Source organism: Streptomyces sp. NPDC005799 (assembly GCF_040630525.1).
Taxonomy (GTDB): domain Bacteria; phylum Actinomycetota; class Actinomycetes; order Streptomycetales; family Streptomycetaceae; genus Streptomyces; species Streptomyces griseorubiginosus_B.
This window is the reverse complement of sequence record NZ_JBEXXQ010000020.1, coordinates 105946-123562: the sequence shown is the minus strand read 5'-3', so window position 1 is coordinate 123562 and position 17617 is coordinate 105946. Positions and strand designations below refer to the sequence as shown.

The 17617-nt window shown below is 70.8% G+C and carries 12 protein-coding genes and 3 pseudogenes; 9 read left to right on the top strand and 6 right to left on the bottom strand.

The window, feature by feature from the left end; translation table 11 throughout:
• Positions 1-129 precede the first annotated feature (129 nt).
• Positions 130-270: pseudogene (locus ABZ453_RS21160) on the top strand (dienelactone hydrolase family protein); the annotation flags it as partial.
• A gap of 1 nt (position 271) precedes the next feature.
• On the opposite strand, the pseudogene ABZ453_RS21155 reads toward ABZ453_RS21160, so the two are convergent.
• The 5 genes and pseudogenes from ABZ453_RS21155 to ABZ453_RS21135 all read right to left on the bottom strand — a co-directional run.
• Positions 272-370: pseudogene (locus ABZ453_RS21155) on the bottom strand (dienelactone hydrolase family protein); the annotation flags it as partial.
• 216 nt (positions 371-586) lie between these two features.
• Complete coding sequence (locus ABZ453_RS21150) at positions 587-1312, bottom strand: class I SAM-dependent methyltransferase (protein WP_359016475.1); 726 nt, start codon at positions 1310-1312, stop codon at positions 587-589.
• A 163-nt stretch (positions 1313-1475) separates the two neighbouring features.
• Positions 1476-4007: a SpoIIE family protein phosphatase gene (locus ABZ453_RS21145; protein WP_359016473.1), complete on the bottom strand. Its 2532-nt coding sequence runs from the start codon at positions 4005-4007 to the stop codon at positions 1476-1478.
• A gap of 141 nt (positions 4008-4148) precedes the next feature.
• Positions 4149-5047, bottom strand: a pseudogene (locus tag ABZ453_RS21140) (MFS transporter).
• Positions 5048-5195: 148 nt separating this feature from the next.
• Complete coding sequence (locus ABZ453_RS21135; protein ID WP_359016471.1) at positions 5196-5639, bottom strand: SRPBCC family protein; 444 nt, start codon at positions 5637-5639, stop codon at positions 5196-5198.
• Between the two features lie 192 nt (positions 5640-5831).
• On the opposite strand from ABZ453_RS21135, the gene ABZ453_RS21130 reads away from it, so the two are divergent.
• The 3 genes from ABZ453_RS21130 (at position 5832) to ABZ453_RS21120 (ending at position 9060) form a co-directional block, all read left to right on the top strand.
• Positions 5832-6890: an Rv2578c family radical SAM protein gene (locus ABZ453_RS21130; protein ID WP_356760882.1), complete on the top strand. Its 1059-nt coding sequence runs from the start codon at positions 5832-5834 to the stop codon at positions 6888-6890.
• A 135-nt stretch (positions 6891-7025) separates the two neighbouring features.
• Positions 7026-8603, top strand: coding sequence for an alpha/beta hydrolase (locus tag ABZ453_RS21125; RefSeq protein ID WP_359016468.1), 1578 nt, complete (start codon positions 7026-7028; stop codon positions 8601-8603).
• A gap of 58 nt (positions 8604-8661) precedes the next feature.
• Positions 8662-9060: a RidA family protein gene (locus ABZ453_RS21120; RefSeq protein ID WP_359016466.1), complete on the top strand. Its 399-nt coding sequence runs from the start codon at positions 8662-8664 to the stop codon at positions 9058-9060.
• Between the two features lie 57 nt (positions 9061-9117).
• Here the strand turns inward: ABZ453_RS21120 and ABZ453_RS21115 are convergent, their stop codons facing one another.
• Complete coding sequence (locus ABZ453_RS21115; protein WP_359016464.1) at positions 9118-9693, bottom strand: adenylosuccinate lyase; 576 nt, start codon at positions 9691-9693, stop codon at positions 9118-9120.
• 393 nt (positions 9694-10086) lie between these two features.
• Between ABZ453_RS21115 and ABZ453_RS21110 the strand changes: the two genes are divergently transcribed.
• The 5 genes from ABZ453_RS21110 to ABZ453_RS21090 all read left to right on the top strand — a co-directional run bounded on the left by ABZ453_RS21110 (position 10087) and on the right by ABZ453_RS21090 (position 17614).
• Entirely contained in the window at positions 10087-11892 is a 1806-nt protein-coding gene (locus tag ABZ453_RS21110) for a 3-hydroxybutyryl-CoA dehydrogenase (protein WP_359016462.1), read from the top strand.
• Positions 11893-12052: 160 nt separating this feature from the next.
• Positions 12053-12868, top strand: a complete 816-nt coding sequence (locus ABZ453_RS21105) for a TetR family transcriptional regulator (RefSeq protein WP_359016460.1) — start codon at positions 12053-12055, stop codon at positions 12866-12868.
• Positions 12869-13254: 386 nt separating this feature from the next.
• Positions 13255-14592: a crotonyl-CoA carboxylase/reductase gene (gene ccrA, locus ABZ453_RS21100; protein WP_359016548.1), complete on the top strand. Its 1338-nt coding sequence runs from the start codon at positions 13255-13257 to the stop codon at positions 14590-14592.
• Between the two features lie 17 nt (positions 14593-14609).
• Complete coding sequence (locus ABZ453_RS21095) at positions 14610-16658, top strand: protein meaA (RefSeq protein WP_359016458.1); 2049 nt, start codon at positions 14610-14612, stop codon at positions 16656-16658.
• On the top strand, positions 16655-17614 hold the full coding sequence (locus ABZ453_RS21090) for a CoA ester lyase (RefSeq protein ID WP_359016456.1): 960 nt from the start codon (positions 16655-16657) through the stop codon (positions 17612-17614). Before ABZ453_RS21095 ends, ABZ453_RS21090 begins: the two co-directional genes overlap by 4 nt.
• Positions 17615-17617 lie beyond the last annotated feature (3 nt).

Genomic DNA, 17617 nt, shown 5'->3' with positions numbered 1-17617 from the left:
GCCACGTTACGCGCCGGGAGCGGGCGAGGCCATGAACCCGGTCACGGGGCGCGGTCGAACAGCTCCGGCAGCGGCCCAGTGCCGCTGTGTGGCCTCGGCGCCGTACATCGCCGTGTCGGCCTGGGCGAAACCGAGGCCCCGGACAGTCCCCACCTGCTCGCCGACCGCGTCACCGCGGACCTCTGCTTCGGCCACGCCGACCAGGACGCCACCAACCCCGCCGAACAGATCGACCGCCAATCCAAGGCCCGCACCGCCGCCGGCGTCCGCCAGTCGCGAGGTACGCGCCGTGGAAGCCGGCCGCGGCGGCGATCCGGTCCGGGTGGGTGCCCGCGGTGCGCACGGCACCCGGAGCAGCAATACAGCTGCCGCCCGGCGCCGGCCGAGGCGGGCGGGGAACGGGCGGCCGACGCTCGCCCAGTCGGTGCGGGCGACCGCCGCCCTGGACTGTCCGGACGTCGCCCTGAACCGCGGCCTCGATCTGGCGGCCCTGTTGGACGAAGCCGTTCGCGGCGCTGGGTCAGCGGGTCACGGCGGCGTGGGGCGGGCGCGCCGACCTCGCTGCCCGCCCCTGCCTCTCGTACCGTCAGCTCGTGCGGCCCGCCACCAGCCACTTCGACGGCAGTTCGATACGGGTGCCGTCCGGGGCCGACTCCGTGGTGGTCAGCGGGAGTTGACCGGCGGCCAGGACCGTGAGGCCGGCCGCGCGCAGGTACTCGGGCACGGCGTCGTCGGCGACCTCGCCTGGGGCGATGCCGTGCCGGAAGATGGGCGCGAGCTTGGGCGGCGGCCCGGACGGGCCCTGTGCGAGACCCAGCAGAACGGGCTTGGCCTCCTCGGAGAGTTCGACCAGGAAGAGCCGGCCCCGCTCGCCGAGGAGCGTGGCTATGCCGTCCGCCATCGACTGCCGGTCGTCCGGATCGGCCTGGTGGAGGACGCCCCGCAGGTAGACGTTGACGTCGCCGAGTTCGGCGTGCAGGGCCTGCGTCTCGCTCTTCTCGACAATGTCGAGCACCCGGTAGCTCGCCTGTCCGGCGGGGTCGGCGCGCCGGGCGTGCTCGACGGCGGCCTCGGACAGGTCGGCGCCCACGACCCGCGGGAAACGCCCGGCGAGGAACCGGGTCTGGGTGCCGTTGCCACAGCCGAGGTCCACCAGCGCAAGGCCGGGATCGGCCAGGTGCGGTTCGAAAAGGGTCACATGGACACCGGCCGTCACGGCCGGATCCGCGTCCCAGAACACGGCCCCCTGTTCGTCGGGGGCCTCTCTCCAGAAGCCCTCCCAGGCCTCCCGGTACCGACTCGTCACGCTCATGCCGAACTCCCCAGGGTACGACGCCGAACCGCCTCAAGTGACGGGCCAGTACGGTCTATCGCGCCCGGATCGGCGCTACAAGCGCGTGGCGCACACCTTCACGCCGCATTCGATATGCGTACGCCCCCGCGCGCCTCGCGCGCCCCTCGCGCGCGCTCGGGACTCAGCGCCGCGGCAGGCCGAGTTCGAACCAGACGGTCTTGCCGTCCTTCGTCCGGCTGGTGCCCCACTCCCGGGCCAGGGTGGTGACCACCCGCAGTCCGCGCCCGAGCGCTTCGGTGGCGCCCGCGCTCAGCAGGGTCGGCAGCTCGTGGTCGTCGTCGTCCACCTCGCACAGCAGGGTGTCGCCCCGCACCAGCCGCAGCTCGACGGGCCTGCTGTGGGAGTGCCGTACGGCGTTGGTGACCAGCTCGCTGACCATCAGCTCGGCGTTGTCGGCGAGTTTCGGCAGCCCCCACTCGTGCAGTCGCTCCCGGACCGCGGCACGCGCGCGTGCCACCTCGGCCGGGTCGAGGGCGAAGCGCCACTCGGCCACGTCGTCCTCGTCGATGCCGTTGAGCCGCGCCATCAGCAGGGCGACGTCGTCCTTGCGCCCGCCGCGTGTGTTGAGGGCGCGGATGATCGCGTCGCAGGCGTCGTCCATGGAGGCGGCCGGGTGGGCGGCGGACTCGCTGAGCGTCGCCAGGCCGACACCGATGTCCTCGCCGCGCACCTCGACCAGTCCGTCGGTGCACATCACGATCCGGTCGCCGGGCTCCACGCGCACGCGTACCGCCTCGAAGGGCACCCCGCCGACGCCGATGGGCGCGCCGGTCGGCAGGTCGAGCAGCTCACTGCGGCCGTCCTCGGCGCGGACCAGCACGGGCGGGATGTGGCCCGCGTTGGCGATGTGCAGCTCGCCGGCGATCGGGTCGTAGACGGCGTAGAGACAGGTCGCGAGGTAGGAGTCGCCGAGGCGCTGGGCGAGGTCGTCGAGGTTGCGCAGCAGTTGGGCGGGCGGCAGGTCGAGGGCGGCCATGGTCTGTACGGCCGTGCGCAACTGGCCCATCATGGCGGCCGAGTTGAGCCCGTGACCCATGACGTCGCCGACGACCAGGGCGGTGCGGGCGCCGGGCAGCTTGACCGAGTCGAACCAGTCGCCGCCGACGCGCCCGAGGAGCGTGCCGGGCAGATAGCGGGTGGCGATGTCGCAGCCCGCCATGCGCGGCGGGATGTGCGGCAGCATGCTGTCCTGGAGGGTCTCGGCGACGCTCTCCTGGTAGGTGTACATGCGCGCGTTGTCGAGCACGAGGCCCGCGCGGGCGGCGAGTTCGGCGCCGGTGACCCGGTCCATGTCGTTGAACTCGGCGCGCTCCGGGTGGCGCAGCAGGATCATGAAGCCGAGGACGACGTTGCGCGCCTTCAGCGGGACGACCAGCATGGAGCGGTTGTTGATCAGCGGCCGGATGTCGCGCTTCTCGAACTGGGAGGCGATGGCGTGGCCCATCGCCTCGCTGATGCGGGGCACCAGGACGGGCTCGCCGGTGGTCATGCACTGGAAGAACGGCGTGTGCGCGGGGAAGGGCATGGCCTCGCCGACGGGGACGACGTCGTCCCAGCGGCCGGGTTCGTCGGTGTGCTCGACGGCCACCCGGTGCCACATGGTGGTGGTGTCGGGCACGCCCTCGGGGAAACCCTCGCCCGCGACGACCTGTTCGCGCAGATAGGTGCCGGCGACATCCGTGAAGCGGGGGACGACGGCCTTGCTGACCTCGATGATGGTGTGCGACAGGTCGAGGGAGGTGCCGATGCGTCCGCTGACCTCGTTGAGGAACTCCAGGTGCTCGCGGACGGCCGCGTACTCCAGGTCCTCGCCCTCGTCGGTGAGTTCCCGCGGTACCGGCAGGCCCTCGGCGGCGGCCTGTGCGGCCCGCTCGCGGCGGGCCCTGCGCTCGGCGCGCCGGGGCACGCCCCAGTCGGGGGTGACGGGAACCCGGTCGTTCTGGCTGAACTCCAGGACGGGGTAGCCCAGTTCGAGCACCTGCGCGACGATGCGGGCGCCTTCGTCGACGCTCATGCTGGGCAGGATCTCGGGCAGCCTGCGGGCCAGTTCCTCCGCGCCGGGGAAGTCGGTGTGCAGGGCGAAGGCGGGGGCGATCCGCTCGAAGGCCATGTCGTCGTCGGCCCCGTCGGTACCGTCGGACTCATCCGGGCGCAGACCGGCGGTGTCGGCGGCCAGCACCAGCAGCCGCTCCTCCCCCGGCCCCACCAGGGGGTACGCCCACCACAGCACGTCGACGCGGTCACTCCCCCACCCTCCGGGCGGGGGTGCCCCCCTCTCGCTTCGCTCGGGGACGGTCAGCCGCGCGCGGCCGGCCGCCGGGTAGGACAGCCCGCCGTCGAGGGAGGACTCCAGGCCGGGACCGAGGCCGTCGTAGGCCGAGTACGCCCCGTAGGACAGGACCTCGTCCTCCTCGGGCAGCACTCCGGACACGGGCAGCAGATCGACCGCCGGGCGGCCGATCGCCTCCTCCTTGGGGACGCCGAACAGCCGCCGTGCGCCCGTGCTCCAGTGGGAGACCAGTCCGGAGCGGTCCACCACGACCACGGCCAGCGGGATGCGGCCGGCCGGGGCGTGCTCCGCCACCGCGCCGTTCCCCGCTCCGTGGCTGGGAGGCGTGTCCCTCTCGGTGCCACGGTCGCTGCCATGTTCCATGGCCCAGGCCCTCTCTCCCCACGGCTCCGCAAGATCTGCCGCCTACTCCACCGTACGGCTCCGCCTGGTGGTGATGTGCGCCAACGCGGGAATTGGTCTTCCGCGACCGTCTCCGCGCGCCGGGCGCACGCCGGGCTGCCGTCAGTCCTCGTGCCCCAGTTGCAGGTCACGCTCGGTCCGTCCGCCGCCGGCCACCTGGAGCACGGTGGCGACCGGCGGGTAACCCGCGGCGATGACGGTGTACTCGCCGGAGGACAGATCCACGAACCGAAACGTTCCGTCGGGTCCGGTGGTGAGGGTGTCGACGACGTTGCCCGCCGCGTCGAGCAGCGTCACCCGCGCGTCCTCGACCGGCCTTCCACCGCCCGCGCGCACGGTCCCCCTGAGCACGGCGCCCCCCGCGAGTTCGATGTCCTGGCGGGTCTCCCGGGCGGCCTGGACGGTGACGGGGCGCGCCGCCGGGCGGAAGGCGGGGGCGCTCGCGGCGAGCGTGTACTCCCCGGCCACCAGCTCGGTGATCACATAGCCGCCCTCGCGCGAGCCGCGCCGATCAGCCCCATGAACCGGCCGTGCCGCCGGGGCGGCACGATGTCGGCGATGATCGCCTGGACGCCGGTCATGAGCCCGCCCGCGCCGACGCCCTGGACGGCGCGGAAGGCGATCAGCTGGTCCATCGTCCGCGCCCGTCCCGCGAGGGCGGCGCCGATCACGAAGACGACGATGGCGAACTGGAAGACGCCCTTGCGGCCCAGCAGGTCGCCGAGCTTGCCGTAGACCGGCAGTCCGACCGTGGCCGTCAGCAGATAGGCGGTGATCGCCCAGGACATCCGGTCCAGGCCGTGCAGCTCGCCGACGATCTTCGGGAGCGCGGTGGCGACGATCATCTGCTCCGGCGCGGCGAGGAGCAGCGCCGGCATCAGCCCGAGGAAGACCAGCCGCACCCGGCGCGGGGTGAGGTGGACGCCGGCGACGGGTGCGGGGACGTGGCTCTCGGCGGGAACCACGTCGGGTCCGTCCTGCACCAGAGTCGTCCCGCCCACGTGCCGCTCCCCTCGTCGCGCCTGCCGCACCATTGCCGCCTGGGGCGACAACTACGGGCAGGCGCGACGAGTTACGGCAGGCCGGCCTGGCACACCGAGATCCACTCGAACCGGTGAGGGCGGTCAACGCCCGCGGATTCCGCGGGACTTACTTCTCGGTCTCGGTGGCCAGCCGGGCGAGCACGGCGTCGTAGATCCGGCCGAGGCCCTTGGGCGCGAAGGTCCTCTCGAAGAAGCCGCCGATGCCGCCGGCGCCGTTCCAGACGGAGGTGACGACCACGCGGGACGTGCCCTCGCCGGCCGGGGTGACCGTCCAGGTGGTGACCATGGAGGAGTTGCGGTCCTTCTCCACCAGCTGACCGTCGGTGGGCTCGCTGACGTCCAGGAGGCAGTCGCGCACCCGCTTGCTGGTCGCCTGGAGCTTCCAGTGGACGAGGGTGCCCTCACCGTCGCCGCCCTCGCGCACCTCGTACTCGCTGAAGTGCTCGGGCAGCAGCTTCGCGCGCGTGTCGCGGTAGTCGGCGAGGGCGTCGAACACCTTCTCCGCGTCCGCCGCGACGACCCGCTCCGTAGTGGCCTCGACCTGCGCCATCGGTTTCCTCCAGGACTTGCTCTCTCGGGGTTGGGGCAAGCCAACCACCCCCGCCCACGGCCCCCCAAATCGGGGTGCCGCAGAGGTGTACGAAGCGATCTCCCGGGCGTGCGAAGCGATCGGAAAACAGCACTTGCACTGGAAATCGAACAGGTGTTTCACTGCTGGGGCAGGTGCTACCGAGGAGGCGTCATGCGCTGGGAGAACCTCACCGTGGAGTCCGGCGGCCACAGCCGGGCGGCCGACGCCGCGCTGTTCGGCGCGGACGCCGTGGTCAGCCGTACCTTCGACACGCCCGAGTTCCGCGGGATCACCTTCCACGAGGTGCGGGCCCGTTCGATCATCAACCGGGTGCCGGGCGCCTCGCGCATGCCCTTCGAGTGGACGATCAACCCCTATCGCGGCTGCTCGCACGCGTGCGTGTACTGCTTCGCCCGCAAGACGCACACCTACCTGGACCTCGACTCGGGCCTGGACTTCGACTCGCAGATCGTGGTCAAGGTCAACGCCCCGGAGCTGCTGCGCCGCCAGCTGGCCTCGCCCCGCTGGCACGGCGAGCACATCGCGATGGGCACCAACGTCGACTGCTACCAGCGCGCCGAGGGCCGCTACCGTCTGATGCCGGGCATCCTGTCCGCCCTGCGCGACCACGCCAACCCCTTCTCGATCCTGACGAAGGGCACGCTGATCCTGCGCGACCTGGATCTGCTGGTGCAGGCCTCCCAGGTGACGGACGTCGGCATCTCCGTCTCGGTCGGCTTCACCGACCCCGTGCTGTGGCGGACGGTGGAGCCCGGCACGCCGGCACCGGAGCGCCGCCTGGACGTCGTGCGCACGCTCGCCGAGCACGGCATCGGCTGCGGTGTCCTGATGGCCCCGGTGATCCCGTTCCTGAGCGACCACCCAGCCCAGCTGCGCGCCACCGTGCGTGCGATCGCGGCCTCCGGCGCCACCTCCGTCACGCCCCTGGTACTGCACTTGCGCCCCGGCGCGCGGGAGTGGTTCATGGCCTGGCTGACCCACCATCACCCGCAGCTGGTGCGCCGCTACGAGCGCCTGTACGCCGACGGCGCCTACGCGCCGAAGTGGTACCAGCGCCGGATCACCCGTCAGGTGCACGAGCTGGCCCAGGAGTACGGGATCGGACCCGCGCGGGCGGGGATGCCGCGGCGGATCCGTCCGCCCGAGCCCGCCGCACCGGAGATGCCCGAACCGGGGATGTCCGAACCGACCCAACTCACGCTGATCTGAGAGCATTCGAGCGCATCCGCCGACCCGATCGGGTCAAGTATTGCCAGAACGAGTTCTTCCGGGACTGCTTTCCGGGACGATGCGGCGAGGACCGTGAGACGCGCGGCCCGAAACCCTCCGTCCTGGGAGGACCCCATGAGAAAACGCGCAGCCGTGCTGTGCGGCGCCGCGGTCGTCGTGGCCGGGACCGTCACGGCCGTCCCCGCCGACGCCAGCGCGGCCAGAACCGCCGACACCGCTCCGGCGGCGAAGCTCACCTGGAAGAACTGCGGCACCCCCGACTATCCGACGCTCCAGTGCGCGTCCCTCAAGGTGCCGCTCGACCACCGCGATCCCTACGGACGGCAGATCACGCTCGCCCTCTCCCGCGTGCGGCACACCGCCAGGACGAGCCAGGGCCCGCTGCTGGTCAACCCCGGCGGCCCCGGCGGCAGCGGCCTCACGCTCGCCGGGTTCGTCGCGACCTCGCTGCCCAAGGCGGTCGCCGCCCAGTACGACGTCATCGGCTTCGACCCGCGCGGGGTGGGCAAGAGCAAGCCCGCCCTCGACTGCGAGCCCGGCTACTTCAACCCGGTGCGCCCGGACTCGGTGCCGAGCACCCCGGTCCTGGAGAAGGCCAACCTGCAGCGCGCCAAGTCCTTCGCGGCGTCCTGCGGAAAGAAGTACGCGGACCTGCTGCCGTACATCAACACCATCCAGGCCGTGCGGGACATGGACTCCATCCGCGCGGCGCTGGGCGCCCGGAAGACCAGCTACTTCGGCTACTCGTACGGCACCTACCTCGGCGCGGTCTACGCCAAGCTGTTCCCGCAGCGCGTCAAGCGCCTGGTCCTGGACTCGATCGTCGACCCGACCGGCGTCTGGTACGAGGACAACATCGGGCAGGACTACGCCTTCAACGACCGGCACCGGGCGCTGATGTCCTGGATCGCCAAGTACAACGCGACGTACAAGCTGGGCACCGACCCGGAGAAGATCGAGGCCAAGTGGTACGCGATGCGCAGGGCGCTCGCGAAGAAGCCGGCCGACGGCAAGGTGGGCGCCTCGGAACTGGAGGACACCTTCATTCCCGGCGGCTACTACAACGGCTACTGGCCCTACCTGGCGCAGGCGTTCGCGGCCTATGTGAACGACAAGAACGCCGATCCGCTGGTGGAGGCGTACGAGAACTTCGCCGCCGTGGACGCGTCCGGGGACAACGGCTACAGCATCTACACCTCGGTGCAGTGCCGTGACGCCTCCTGGCCGCGGGACTGGAACCAGTGGCGCAAGGACAACTGGCGGGTCTACGAGCGGGCGCCGTTCATGGCCTGGAACAACGCCTGGTACAACGCGCCGTGCGCGTTCTGGCCGACGGACTCGCTGCGGCCCGTCAACGTCGCCAACGGCAAGCTGCCCCCGGTGCTGCTGTTCCAGGCGACCAACGACGCGGCGACGCCGTACGTGGGCGGTCTGACGGTCCACCGGCTGCTGGCCGGCTCGAGCTTCGTGGTCGAGCAGGGCGGCGGCAACCACGGCATCACGCTGAGCGGGAACGCCTGCCTGGACAAGTACCTCGCGAACTACCTGTCGAGCGGTACGGTGCCGCGCAGCGGACGGGAGATCGACGCGGTCTGCCCGAAGCTGCCCGATCCCAAGCCGCTGACCGCGAAGGCGGCGTCGACGTCCGCCCGCGGCTCGACACTGCACGGCCTGGTCGGCTTCCGCGGCTGACCGGTCCACGTCCTGCTCGGGGGCGGTCGTTGTCAGACCCGTGGTCCACCATGGACGCATGAGTGAGCTGACCAGGATCACCGCCCCCGACGGGGTCTTCCCCGCCGCCCAGTACAGCCACGTCGTCATGGGCACGGGCCGTTTCGTCGCGATCGCCGGCCAGCTGGCCCTGGACGAGAACGGCAAGCTCGTCGGCGAGGGCGACGCCGGGGCCCAGGCCCGCCAGGTCTTCGACAACCTCCGCCGCTGCCTGGCGGCGGTAGGCGCGACCTTCGACGACGTCGTCAAACTCACCTTCTTCGTCACGGACATGGCACACATGCCCGCGATTCGCGAGGCCCGCGCCGCACACATACCGGACGACCGCCTCCCCGCCGCCTCGGCGATCCAGGTGGCCTCCCTGGTCCGCCCCGAGTTCCTGATGGAGATCGAGGCGTTCGCGATCGTGAGCGCCTGAGAGGTCAACGGATCCTGTACGTCGGGGCGTTCCGCGCCTGACGCGCTGTCAGCGCTGTCAGCGCTGTTTCGGGATGCGGGACAGGGCCCGTACCGCCGCCTCCGCCAGAGCCGGGTGGGCCAGGGCCTCGTTCAGGACCGGGCGCGCGCGGGCGTCCTCCAGGGTGCCGAGGCCCTCCACGCAGGCGAGGGCCACGCGGCGGTAGGGGTCGTGGGGGTGCAGGCGTCGTTGCAGGGTGGTGATCAGGGCCGGTACGGACTCGGGGGCGCGCAGCCGGGTCAGGAGGCGGACCGGGTGCAGGGCGTAGGCGACGCGGAGTTCGTTGGTGGCGAGGGCGGCGGCCGCGCGGGCGGTGCGCGGGTCGCCGAGGCGGGCGAGGGCGTACGCGGCGGAGGCGCAGCGCTCAGGATCGCGGTGGTTCAGCAGCAGGACGAGGGATTCGAAGGCACGGCGGTCGCCCGCGAGGCCGAGGCGGAACGCGGCCAGTTCCCTGGCCCACAGCGGCCGGCCCGGCTCGGTGAGGACTCCGGCCAGCTCATCGAGGTCGTCGGTCGCCATGAGCCGGTCGTGCACCGGGGACCCTCCGGACTCCCGTCGTGAACGCTCCGTGAGTGATCGCAACTCTTCGTCCATGGCTCAGAGATTAATGGGCAGCTCCGGTGTGTCGGGACGTACGTCACAAACACGGGGGCTGGCGCGCTCGTTACCCACCGGTTAAGCTCAGACGAGCGAGTCACCCACTCGCATTCACTGACGACGGCCTGGTGACGCAGCCGCCGTCAGAGCAGTCGGTTCGGTACCTCAAGTACCGCAGCACGACCCGGCCCCGGGACAGGGCCGGTCGGACACCACCGTTCGCTCCAGGCGTGTGCACGCCCACGGCGACGGCACCGGGCGTGTGCGCTCGCAGCCCGGCAACACCCGCACTTCTCCACGCACCCGGTGCGCCCGGGCCCGCCTCGGCCGGCCCGACTCGGCGCACCCGGGCGCGCTCCCAGTCGTCACCCTCATTCCTGGAGTCCCGCGATGGCCACTCCCCTGTCCGACCCTTCCCTGTCCCCGCTGAAGACCATTGCCGTCGTCGGTCTCGGCACCATGGGCACCGGTATCACCGAGGTCCTCGCCAAGGCCGGCCGCGAGGTCGTCGGCATCGACATCAGCGAGGCCGCCGTCGCCAAGGCGGTCACCGCGCTGGAGGCCGCCACCGCCCGTTCCGTGGAGCGCGGCCGGCTGACCGAGCAGGAGCGCGCCGATGTGCTGGCCCGCGTCAGCACCACCACCGATCTGCGCGCCGCGGCCGACGCCGACCTGGTCATCGAGGTGGCCCCGGAGTCGTACGAGATCAAGCACCAGATCTTCCGTGAGCTGGACGGGATCGTGCGCCCGGAGACGATCCTGGCGACCGGCACCAACGCCCTGTCGGTGACCCGGCTGGCCGCCGACTCGGCCCGTCCCGAGCGCGTGCTCGGCCTGCACTTCTTCAACCCGGCGCCGGCGATGAGGCTGGTCGAGGTCGTCTCCTCGGTCCTGACCGCGCCCACCGCCGTCACGGCCGTCACCAACCTCGCCCTGGACCTCGGCAAGGAGCCCGTCGCGGTCGGCGACCGGCCCGGATTCGTCGCCGACGGTCTGCTGTTCGGCTACCTCAACCAGGCCGCGGCGATGTACGAGGCCAAGTACGCCTCCCGCGAGGACATCGACGCCGCGATGCGCCTGGGCTGCGGGCTGCCGATGGGCCCCCTCGCACTGCTGGACCTGATCGGCGTCGACACCGCCCGTACGGTGCTGGAGGCCATGTACGCCGAGTCCCACGACCGGCTGCACGCCCCGGCCCCGATCCTCAAGCAGCTCAGCGAGGCGGGCCTGACCGGCCGCAAGTCGGGGCGCGGCTTCTACACCTACGAGGCCCCCGGCAGCGCGACGGTCGTGCCCGACGCGCTGACGCCCCTGGCCGGCGACCTGGGGGTGCCCGGCCGCCCGGTCCGCGCGGTCGGTGTCGCGGGCTCCGGCACCATGGCGTCCGGCATCGCGGAGGTCTTCGCCAAGGCGGGCTACGACGTCGTCCTGGCCGCCCGCAGCCAGGAGAAGGCGCAGGCCGCCAAGGCGCGGATCGGCAAGTCGCTCGCGCGCTCGGTCGACAAGGGCCGGCTGTCCGCCGAGGCCGCCGCGCAGACGCTGGAGCGGATCACCCCGGCTGGCTCGTACGAGTCCTTCGCGGACGTCGACCTGGCCGTGGAGGCGGTCGCCGAGGACCTGGAGATCAAGCGGCAGCTGTTCCAGACGCTGGACAAGATCTGCAAGCCGGGCGCGGTGCTGGCCACCACGACCTCCTCGCTGCCGGTCGTCGCCTGCGCCCGCGCCACCTCGCGTCCACAGGACGTGATCGGCATGCACTTCTTCAACCCGGCGCCCGCGATGAAGCTGGTCGAGGTCGTCCGCACGGTGCTGACGGCCGAGGACGTCCACTCCACGGTCCGCGAGGTCTGCGTCCGGATCAGGAAGCACGCGGTCGACTGCGGCGACCGCGCGGGCTTCATCGTGAACGCCCTGCTGTTCCCGTACCTCAACAACGCGATCAAGATGGTCCAGGAGCACTACGCCTCCCTGGACGACATCGACGCGGCGATGAAGCTGGGCGGCGGCTACCCGATGGGCCCCTTCGAGCTGCTGGACGTCGTCGGGCTCGATGTGTCCCTCGCGATCGAGAAGGTCCTGCACCGCGAGTTCCGCGACCCGGGCCTGGCCCCGGCCCCGCTGCTGGAGCACCTGGTGGCCGCGGGCTGCCTCGGCCGCAAGACCGGCCGCGGCTTCCGTGAATATGCCCGCCGCTGAGGGCGTCGGCGACTGGTTCACAGCGGAAGCGGACTGGGGCGGACTGCTCGACCCCGGCGGTCGGCCCCCGCCCGCCCGAACCGGCGTCCCCCCGTCCACCCGGGGCGGGGGAACCCCGGTACCTGCGCGGCACGCTGCGGACATGCAGTACGTTCGGGTCATGTCCCAGCCCGCCAGGTCCTCACGTACACCAGCCACGCCCGACGCGCCGGAAAGTGCCGCAGGCAGCCGCGCCGCCGCCCAGCGGCTCAAGATGCGCCGAGAACTGGCGGCCGCGGCCATGGAGTTGTTCGCGACCAAGGGGTACGAGGCGACCACGGTCGACGAGATCGCCGCCGCGGCCGGGGTCGCCCGCCGCACCTTCTTCCGCCACTTCCGCTCCAAGGAAGAGGCGATCTTCCCCGACCACGACGACACGCTGATCCGCGCCGAGGCCGTGCTCAACGCGGCCCCGGCGCACGAGCACCCGCTCGACACGGTGTGCCGCGGGATCAAGGAAGTCATGCGGATGTACGCGGCCCGGCCGGAGATCTCGGTCGCCCGCTACAAGCTCACGCGTGAGGTGCCCACCCTGCGCGAGGCGGAGATCGCGTCCGTGGCCCGCTACGAGCGCCTCTTCACCCGCTATCTCCTCGGCCACTTCGACGAGCACGCGCACGACGACGACGCCAATGACGACCCGCTGCTCGCGGAGGTCGCCGCGTCCGCCGTGGTCACCGCCCACAACCACGTGCTGCGGCGCTGGCTGCGGGCCGGCGGCCAGGGCGACGTGGAGGCGCAGCTGGACCACGCCTTCGCGATCGTGCGCAAGACGTTCGGGACGGGCATCGGAGCGGGCCGCTCGACGGCACCCAAGCCGGCCCCCTCCCCCGCGTCGGTCTCCGCCCAGGGCGAGGTCCTGGTCACCGTGGCGCGCACCGACGCCCCGCTGGACGAGGTCATGCGGACCATCGAACAGGCGCTGAAGGAGCGCTGAGCGCCCCGGACGACTGTGACGACGGCCACCCTTCGGGGTGGCCGTTTTGGCATGTCAGGACCCGTTTTCAGGCACATTTCAAGGGCCGTTCGATCGATCATCGCTCATTTGTTACGTAAAGATTTCATCTGAGAGCACATTCATGGCACTCAGTGCCTTGTCACCTGACACGCGGTGTCATACGTTGATGGTGTCCGGGCTGTCCCCGACAGGCCCACCGCCTGCGCGCCCGGCGCCTGCGTCACAGGCAACCTCCCGCGCCACAAAGCGCTGCCGAAGCACCACCGCCGAACCGACGGCACTTCCCGAAACCCTCAGCAGCACACCGACGTAACCCTCAGCGTCCCTCCCTCAGGACGCCCATCGCCGGAGGCAACACCGTGACCGTGAAGGACATCCTGGACGCGATCCAGTCGCCGGACTCGACGCCCGCCGACTTCGCCGCCCTGCCGCTCCCCGAGTCGTACCGCGCGATCACCGTGCACAAGGACGAGACGGAGATGTTCGCGGGCATGCAGACCCGCGACAAGGACCCGCGCAAGTCGCTCCACCTGGACGAGGTTCCCCTGCCGGAACTCGGCCCGGGCGAGGCCCTGGTGGCCGTGATGGCCTCCTCGGTCAACTACAACTCCGTGTGGACCTCGATCTTCGAGCCCCTGTCGACCTTCGGGTTCCTGGAGCGCTACGGCAAGGTCAGCGAGCTCACCAAGCGCCACGACCTGCCGTACCACATCATCGGTTCCGACCTCGCCGGCGTCGTCCTGCGCACCGGCCCCGGCGTCAACGCCTGGCGGCCCGGTGACGAGGTCGTCGCGCACTGTCTGTCGGTCGAGCTGGAGTCCAGCGACGGCCACAACGACACCATGCTCGACCCCGAGCAGCGCATCTGGGGCTTCGAGACCAACTTCGGCGGCCTCGCCGAGATCGCCCTGGTCAAGTCCAACCAGCTGATGCCCAAGCCGGGCCACCTGTCCTGGGAGGAGGCCGCCGCTCCGGGCCTGGTCAACTCCACCGCCTACCGCCAGCTGGTCTCCCGCAACGGCGCCGGCATGAAGCAGGGCGACAACGTCCTGATCTGGGGCGCGAGCGGCGGCCTGGGCTCGTACGCCACCCAGTTCGCGCTGGCCGGCGGCGCCAACCCGATCTGTGTCGTCTCCAGCCCCGAGAAGGCGGCCATCTGCCGCTCGATGGGCGCCGAGAACGTCATCGACCGCAACGCCGAGGGCTACCGGTTCTGGAAGGACGAGCAGACCCAGGACCCGAAGGAGTGGAAGCGCTTCGGCAAGCGCATCCGCGAGCTGACCGGCGGCGAGGACATCGACATCGTCTTCGAGCACCCCGGCCGCGAGACCTTCGGCGCGAGCGTCTTCGTCACCCGCAAGGGCGGCACCATCACCACCTGCGCCTCCACCTCGGGCTACATGCACGAGTACGACAACCGCTATCTGTGGATGTCGCTGAAGCGGATCATCGGCTCGCACTTCGCCAACTACCGCGAGGCCTGGGAGGCCAACCGGCTCATCGCGAAGGGCAAGATCCACCCGACGCTCTCCAAGGTCTACTCCCTTCAGGACACCGGGCAGGCCGCCTACGACGTGCACCGCAACCTCCACCAGGGCAAGGTCGGCGTGCTGTGCCTGGCCCCCGAGGAGGGCCTCGGCGTGCGCGACGAGGAGATGCGCGCCCAGCACGTCGACGCCATCAACCGCTTCCGCAACGTCTGAGACACCCGGGGTCATAGATGACTGAGCGTCAGAACGCCGAAGGCAGGCGGGAGAAGGACCGGCCGTGGCTCATGCGCACATACGCCGGGCATTCCACCGCCGAGGCGTCCAACGAGCTGTACCGGCGCAACCTCGCCAAGGGGCAGACGGGCCTTTCCGTGGCCTTCGACCTGCCGACGCAGACCGGTTACGACTCCGACCACATCCTCGCCCGCGGCGAGGTGGGCCGGGTCGGCGTACCGATCGCGCACCTCGGTGACATGCGCCGGCTGTTCCAGGACATCCCCCTGGAGCAGATGAACACCTCGATGACGATCAACGCCACCGCCATGTGGCTGCTGGCGCTCTACCAGGTCGTCGCGGAGGAGCAGGGTGCCGACATCACCAAGCTCCAGGGCACGACCCAGAACGACATCGTCAAGGAATACCTGTCGCGGGGGACCCATGTCTTCCCGCCGGGGCCCTCACTCCGGCTGACGACGGACATGATCGCGTACACGGTCTCCCACATACCGAAGTGGAACCCGATCAACATCTGCAGCTACCACCTGCAGGAGGCGGGCGCCACACCGCTCCAGGAGATCGCGTACGCGATGTCCACCGCGATCGCGGTTCTCGATGCCGTACGCGACTCAGGGCAGGTCCCCGAGGAGAAGTTCGGGGACGTCGTGGCCCGTATCTCCTTCTTCGTGAACGCGGGTGTCCGCTTCATCGAGGAGATGTGCAAGATGCGGGCGTTCGGGCGGATCTGGGAGAAGATCACGCTCGAGCGGTACGGCATCGAGAACCCCAAACAGCGCCGCTTCCGGTACGGCGTCCAGGTCAACTCCCTCGGCCTGACCGAGGCGCAGCCGGAGAACAACGTCCAGCGGATCGTGCTGGAGATGCTGGCGGTGACCCTCTCGAAGGACGCACGCGCGCGTGCCGTGCAGCTGCCGGCCTGGAACGAGGCCCTCGGCCTGCCCCGCCCCTGGGACCAGCAGTGGTCGCTGCGCATCCAGCAGGTGCTCGCCCACGAGAGCGACCTGCTGGAGTACGAGGACATCTTCGAGGGCTCGAAAGTGATCGAGGAGAAGGTCGGCCGGCTGGTCGAGGACTCCCTCGCCGAGATCGAGCGGATCCAGGAGATGGGCGGCGCGATGGCCGCCGTCGAGTCCGGCTACCTCAAGTCGCAGCTCGTCTCCTCGCACGCCGAGCGGCGGGCGCGTATCGAGTCCGGTCAGGAGAAGATCGTCGGCGTCAACATCTTCGAGACGACAGAACCCAATCCGCTGACCGCCGACCTCGACACGGCCATCCAGACCGTCGACCCGGCCGTCGAGGCCCGCGTGGTCAAGTCGCTGCAGAACTGGCGGGACACCCGGTACCAGCCGCCCTTCAACCACCCCCGCCCGTGCAAGGCGCTGGAGAGGCTGAAGGAGGCCGCGCGCGGTACGGACAACCTCATGGAGGCCACCCTGGAGTGCGCACGAGCCGGGGTCACGACCGGCGAGTGGGCCGGGGCCCTGCGCGAGGTGTTCGGCGAGTTCCGGGCGCCCACCGGTGTGTCCTCCGCGCCGGTCGCGGTCACCGCCGCGGAGGGCTCGGCCATGAGTGAGGTGCGTCGCAGGGTGGACGCCACCGCCCGCGACCTGGGCGTCGGCAAACTGCGCTTCCTGGTCGGCAAGCCAGGTCTGGACGGGCACTCCAACGGCGCCGAGCAGATCGCCGTGCGGGCCCGCGACGCCGGGTTCGAGGTGGTCTACCAGGGCATCCGGCTGACGCCCGAGCAGATCGTGGACGCGGCCCTCGCCGAGGACGTGCACGCGGTCGGCCTGTCGATCCTGTCCGGCTCGCACGCCCAGCTCGTGCCGGACGTCCTGGAGCGGCTCCGTGTGGCCGGTGCCACAGATATACCCGTCATCGCCGGTGGGATCATCCCCAATGGAGATGCCGAGCAGCTCAGGGCCGCCGGCGTGGCCGCCGTCTTCACCCCTAAGGACTTCGACATCACCGGCATCATCGGCCGCATCGTCGACGAGATCCGGAAAGCGAACAAGCTCGACCCCCTGGAGGTCCCCGCATGACCGTCAACCGTCTCCGCCCGCGGCGCTCCTGCCTGGCCGTGCCGGGCAGCAATCCCCGCTTCCTGGAGAAGGCCCAGGGTCTCCCCGCCGACCAGGTCTTCCTCGACCTGGAGGACGCGTGCGCGCCGCTCGCCAAGCCCGAGGCGCGGCACACCATCGTGAAGTTCCTCAACGAGGGTGACTGGACCGGCAAGACGAGGGTCGTGCGCGTCAACGACTGGACGACCGAGTGGACGTACCGCGACGTGGTCACGGTCGTCGAGGGCGCCGGCCAGAACCTCGACTGCATCATGCTGCCGAAGGTGCAGGACGCCCAGCAGATCGTCGCCCTCGACCTCCTGCTGACGCAGATCGAGAAGACGATGGGCTTCGAGGTCGGCAAGATCGGCATCGAGGCGCAGATCGAGAACGCGCAGGGCCTCAACAACGTCAACGAGATCGCGACGGCCTCCCAGCGCGTCGAGACGATCATCTTCGGCCCGGCCGACTTCATGGCCTCCATCAACATGAAGTCGCTGGTCGTGGGTGAGCAGCCGCCCGGCTACCCGGCGGACGCCTACCACTACATCCTGATGAAGATCCTGATGGCGGCCCGCGCCAACAACCTCCAGGCGATCGACGGCCCCTACCTGCAGATCCGCAACATCGACGGCTATCGCGAGGTCGCGCAGCGCGCCGCCGCGCTCGGCTTCGACGGCAAGTGGGTGCTGCACCCGGGCCAGGTCGAGGCGTCCAACGAGATCTTCTCGCCCTCCCAGGAGGACTACGACCACGCCGAGCTGATCCTGGACGCGTACGACTACTACACCTCCGAGGCGGGCGGCAAGAAGGGCTCGGCGATGCTCGGCGACGAGATGATCGACGAGGCCAGCCGGAAGATGGCGCTGGTCATCTCGGGCAAGGGCCGTGCGGCGGGCATGCAGCGCACGTCGAAGTTCGAGATCCCGGAGGGCTGAGCG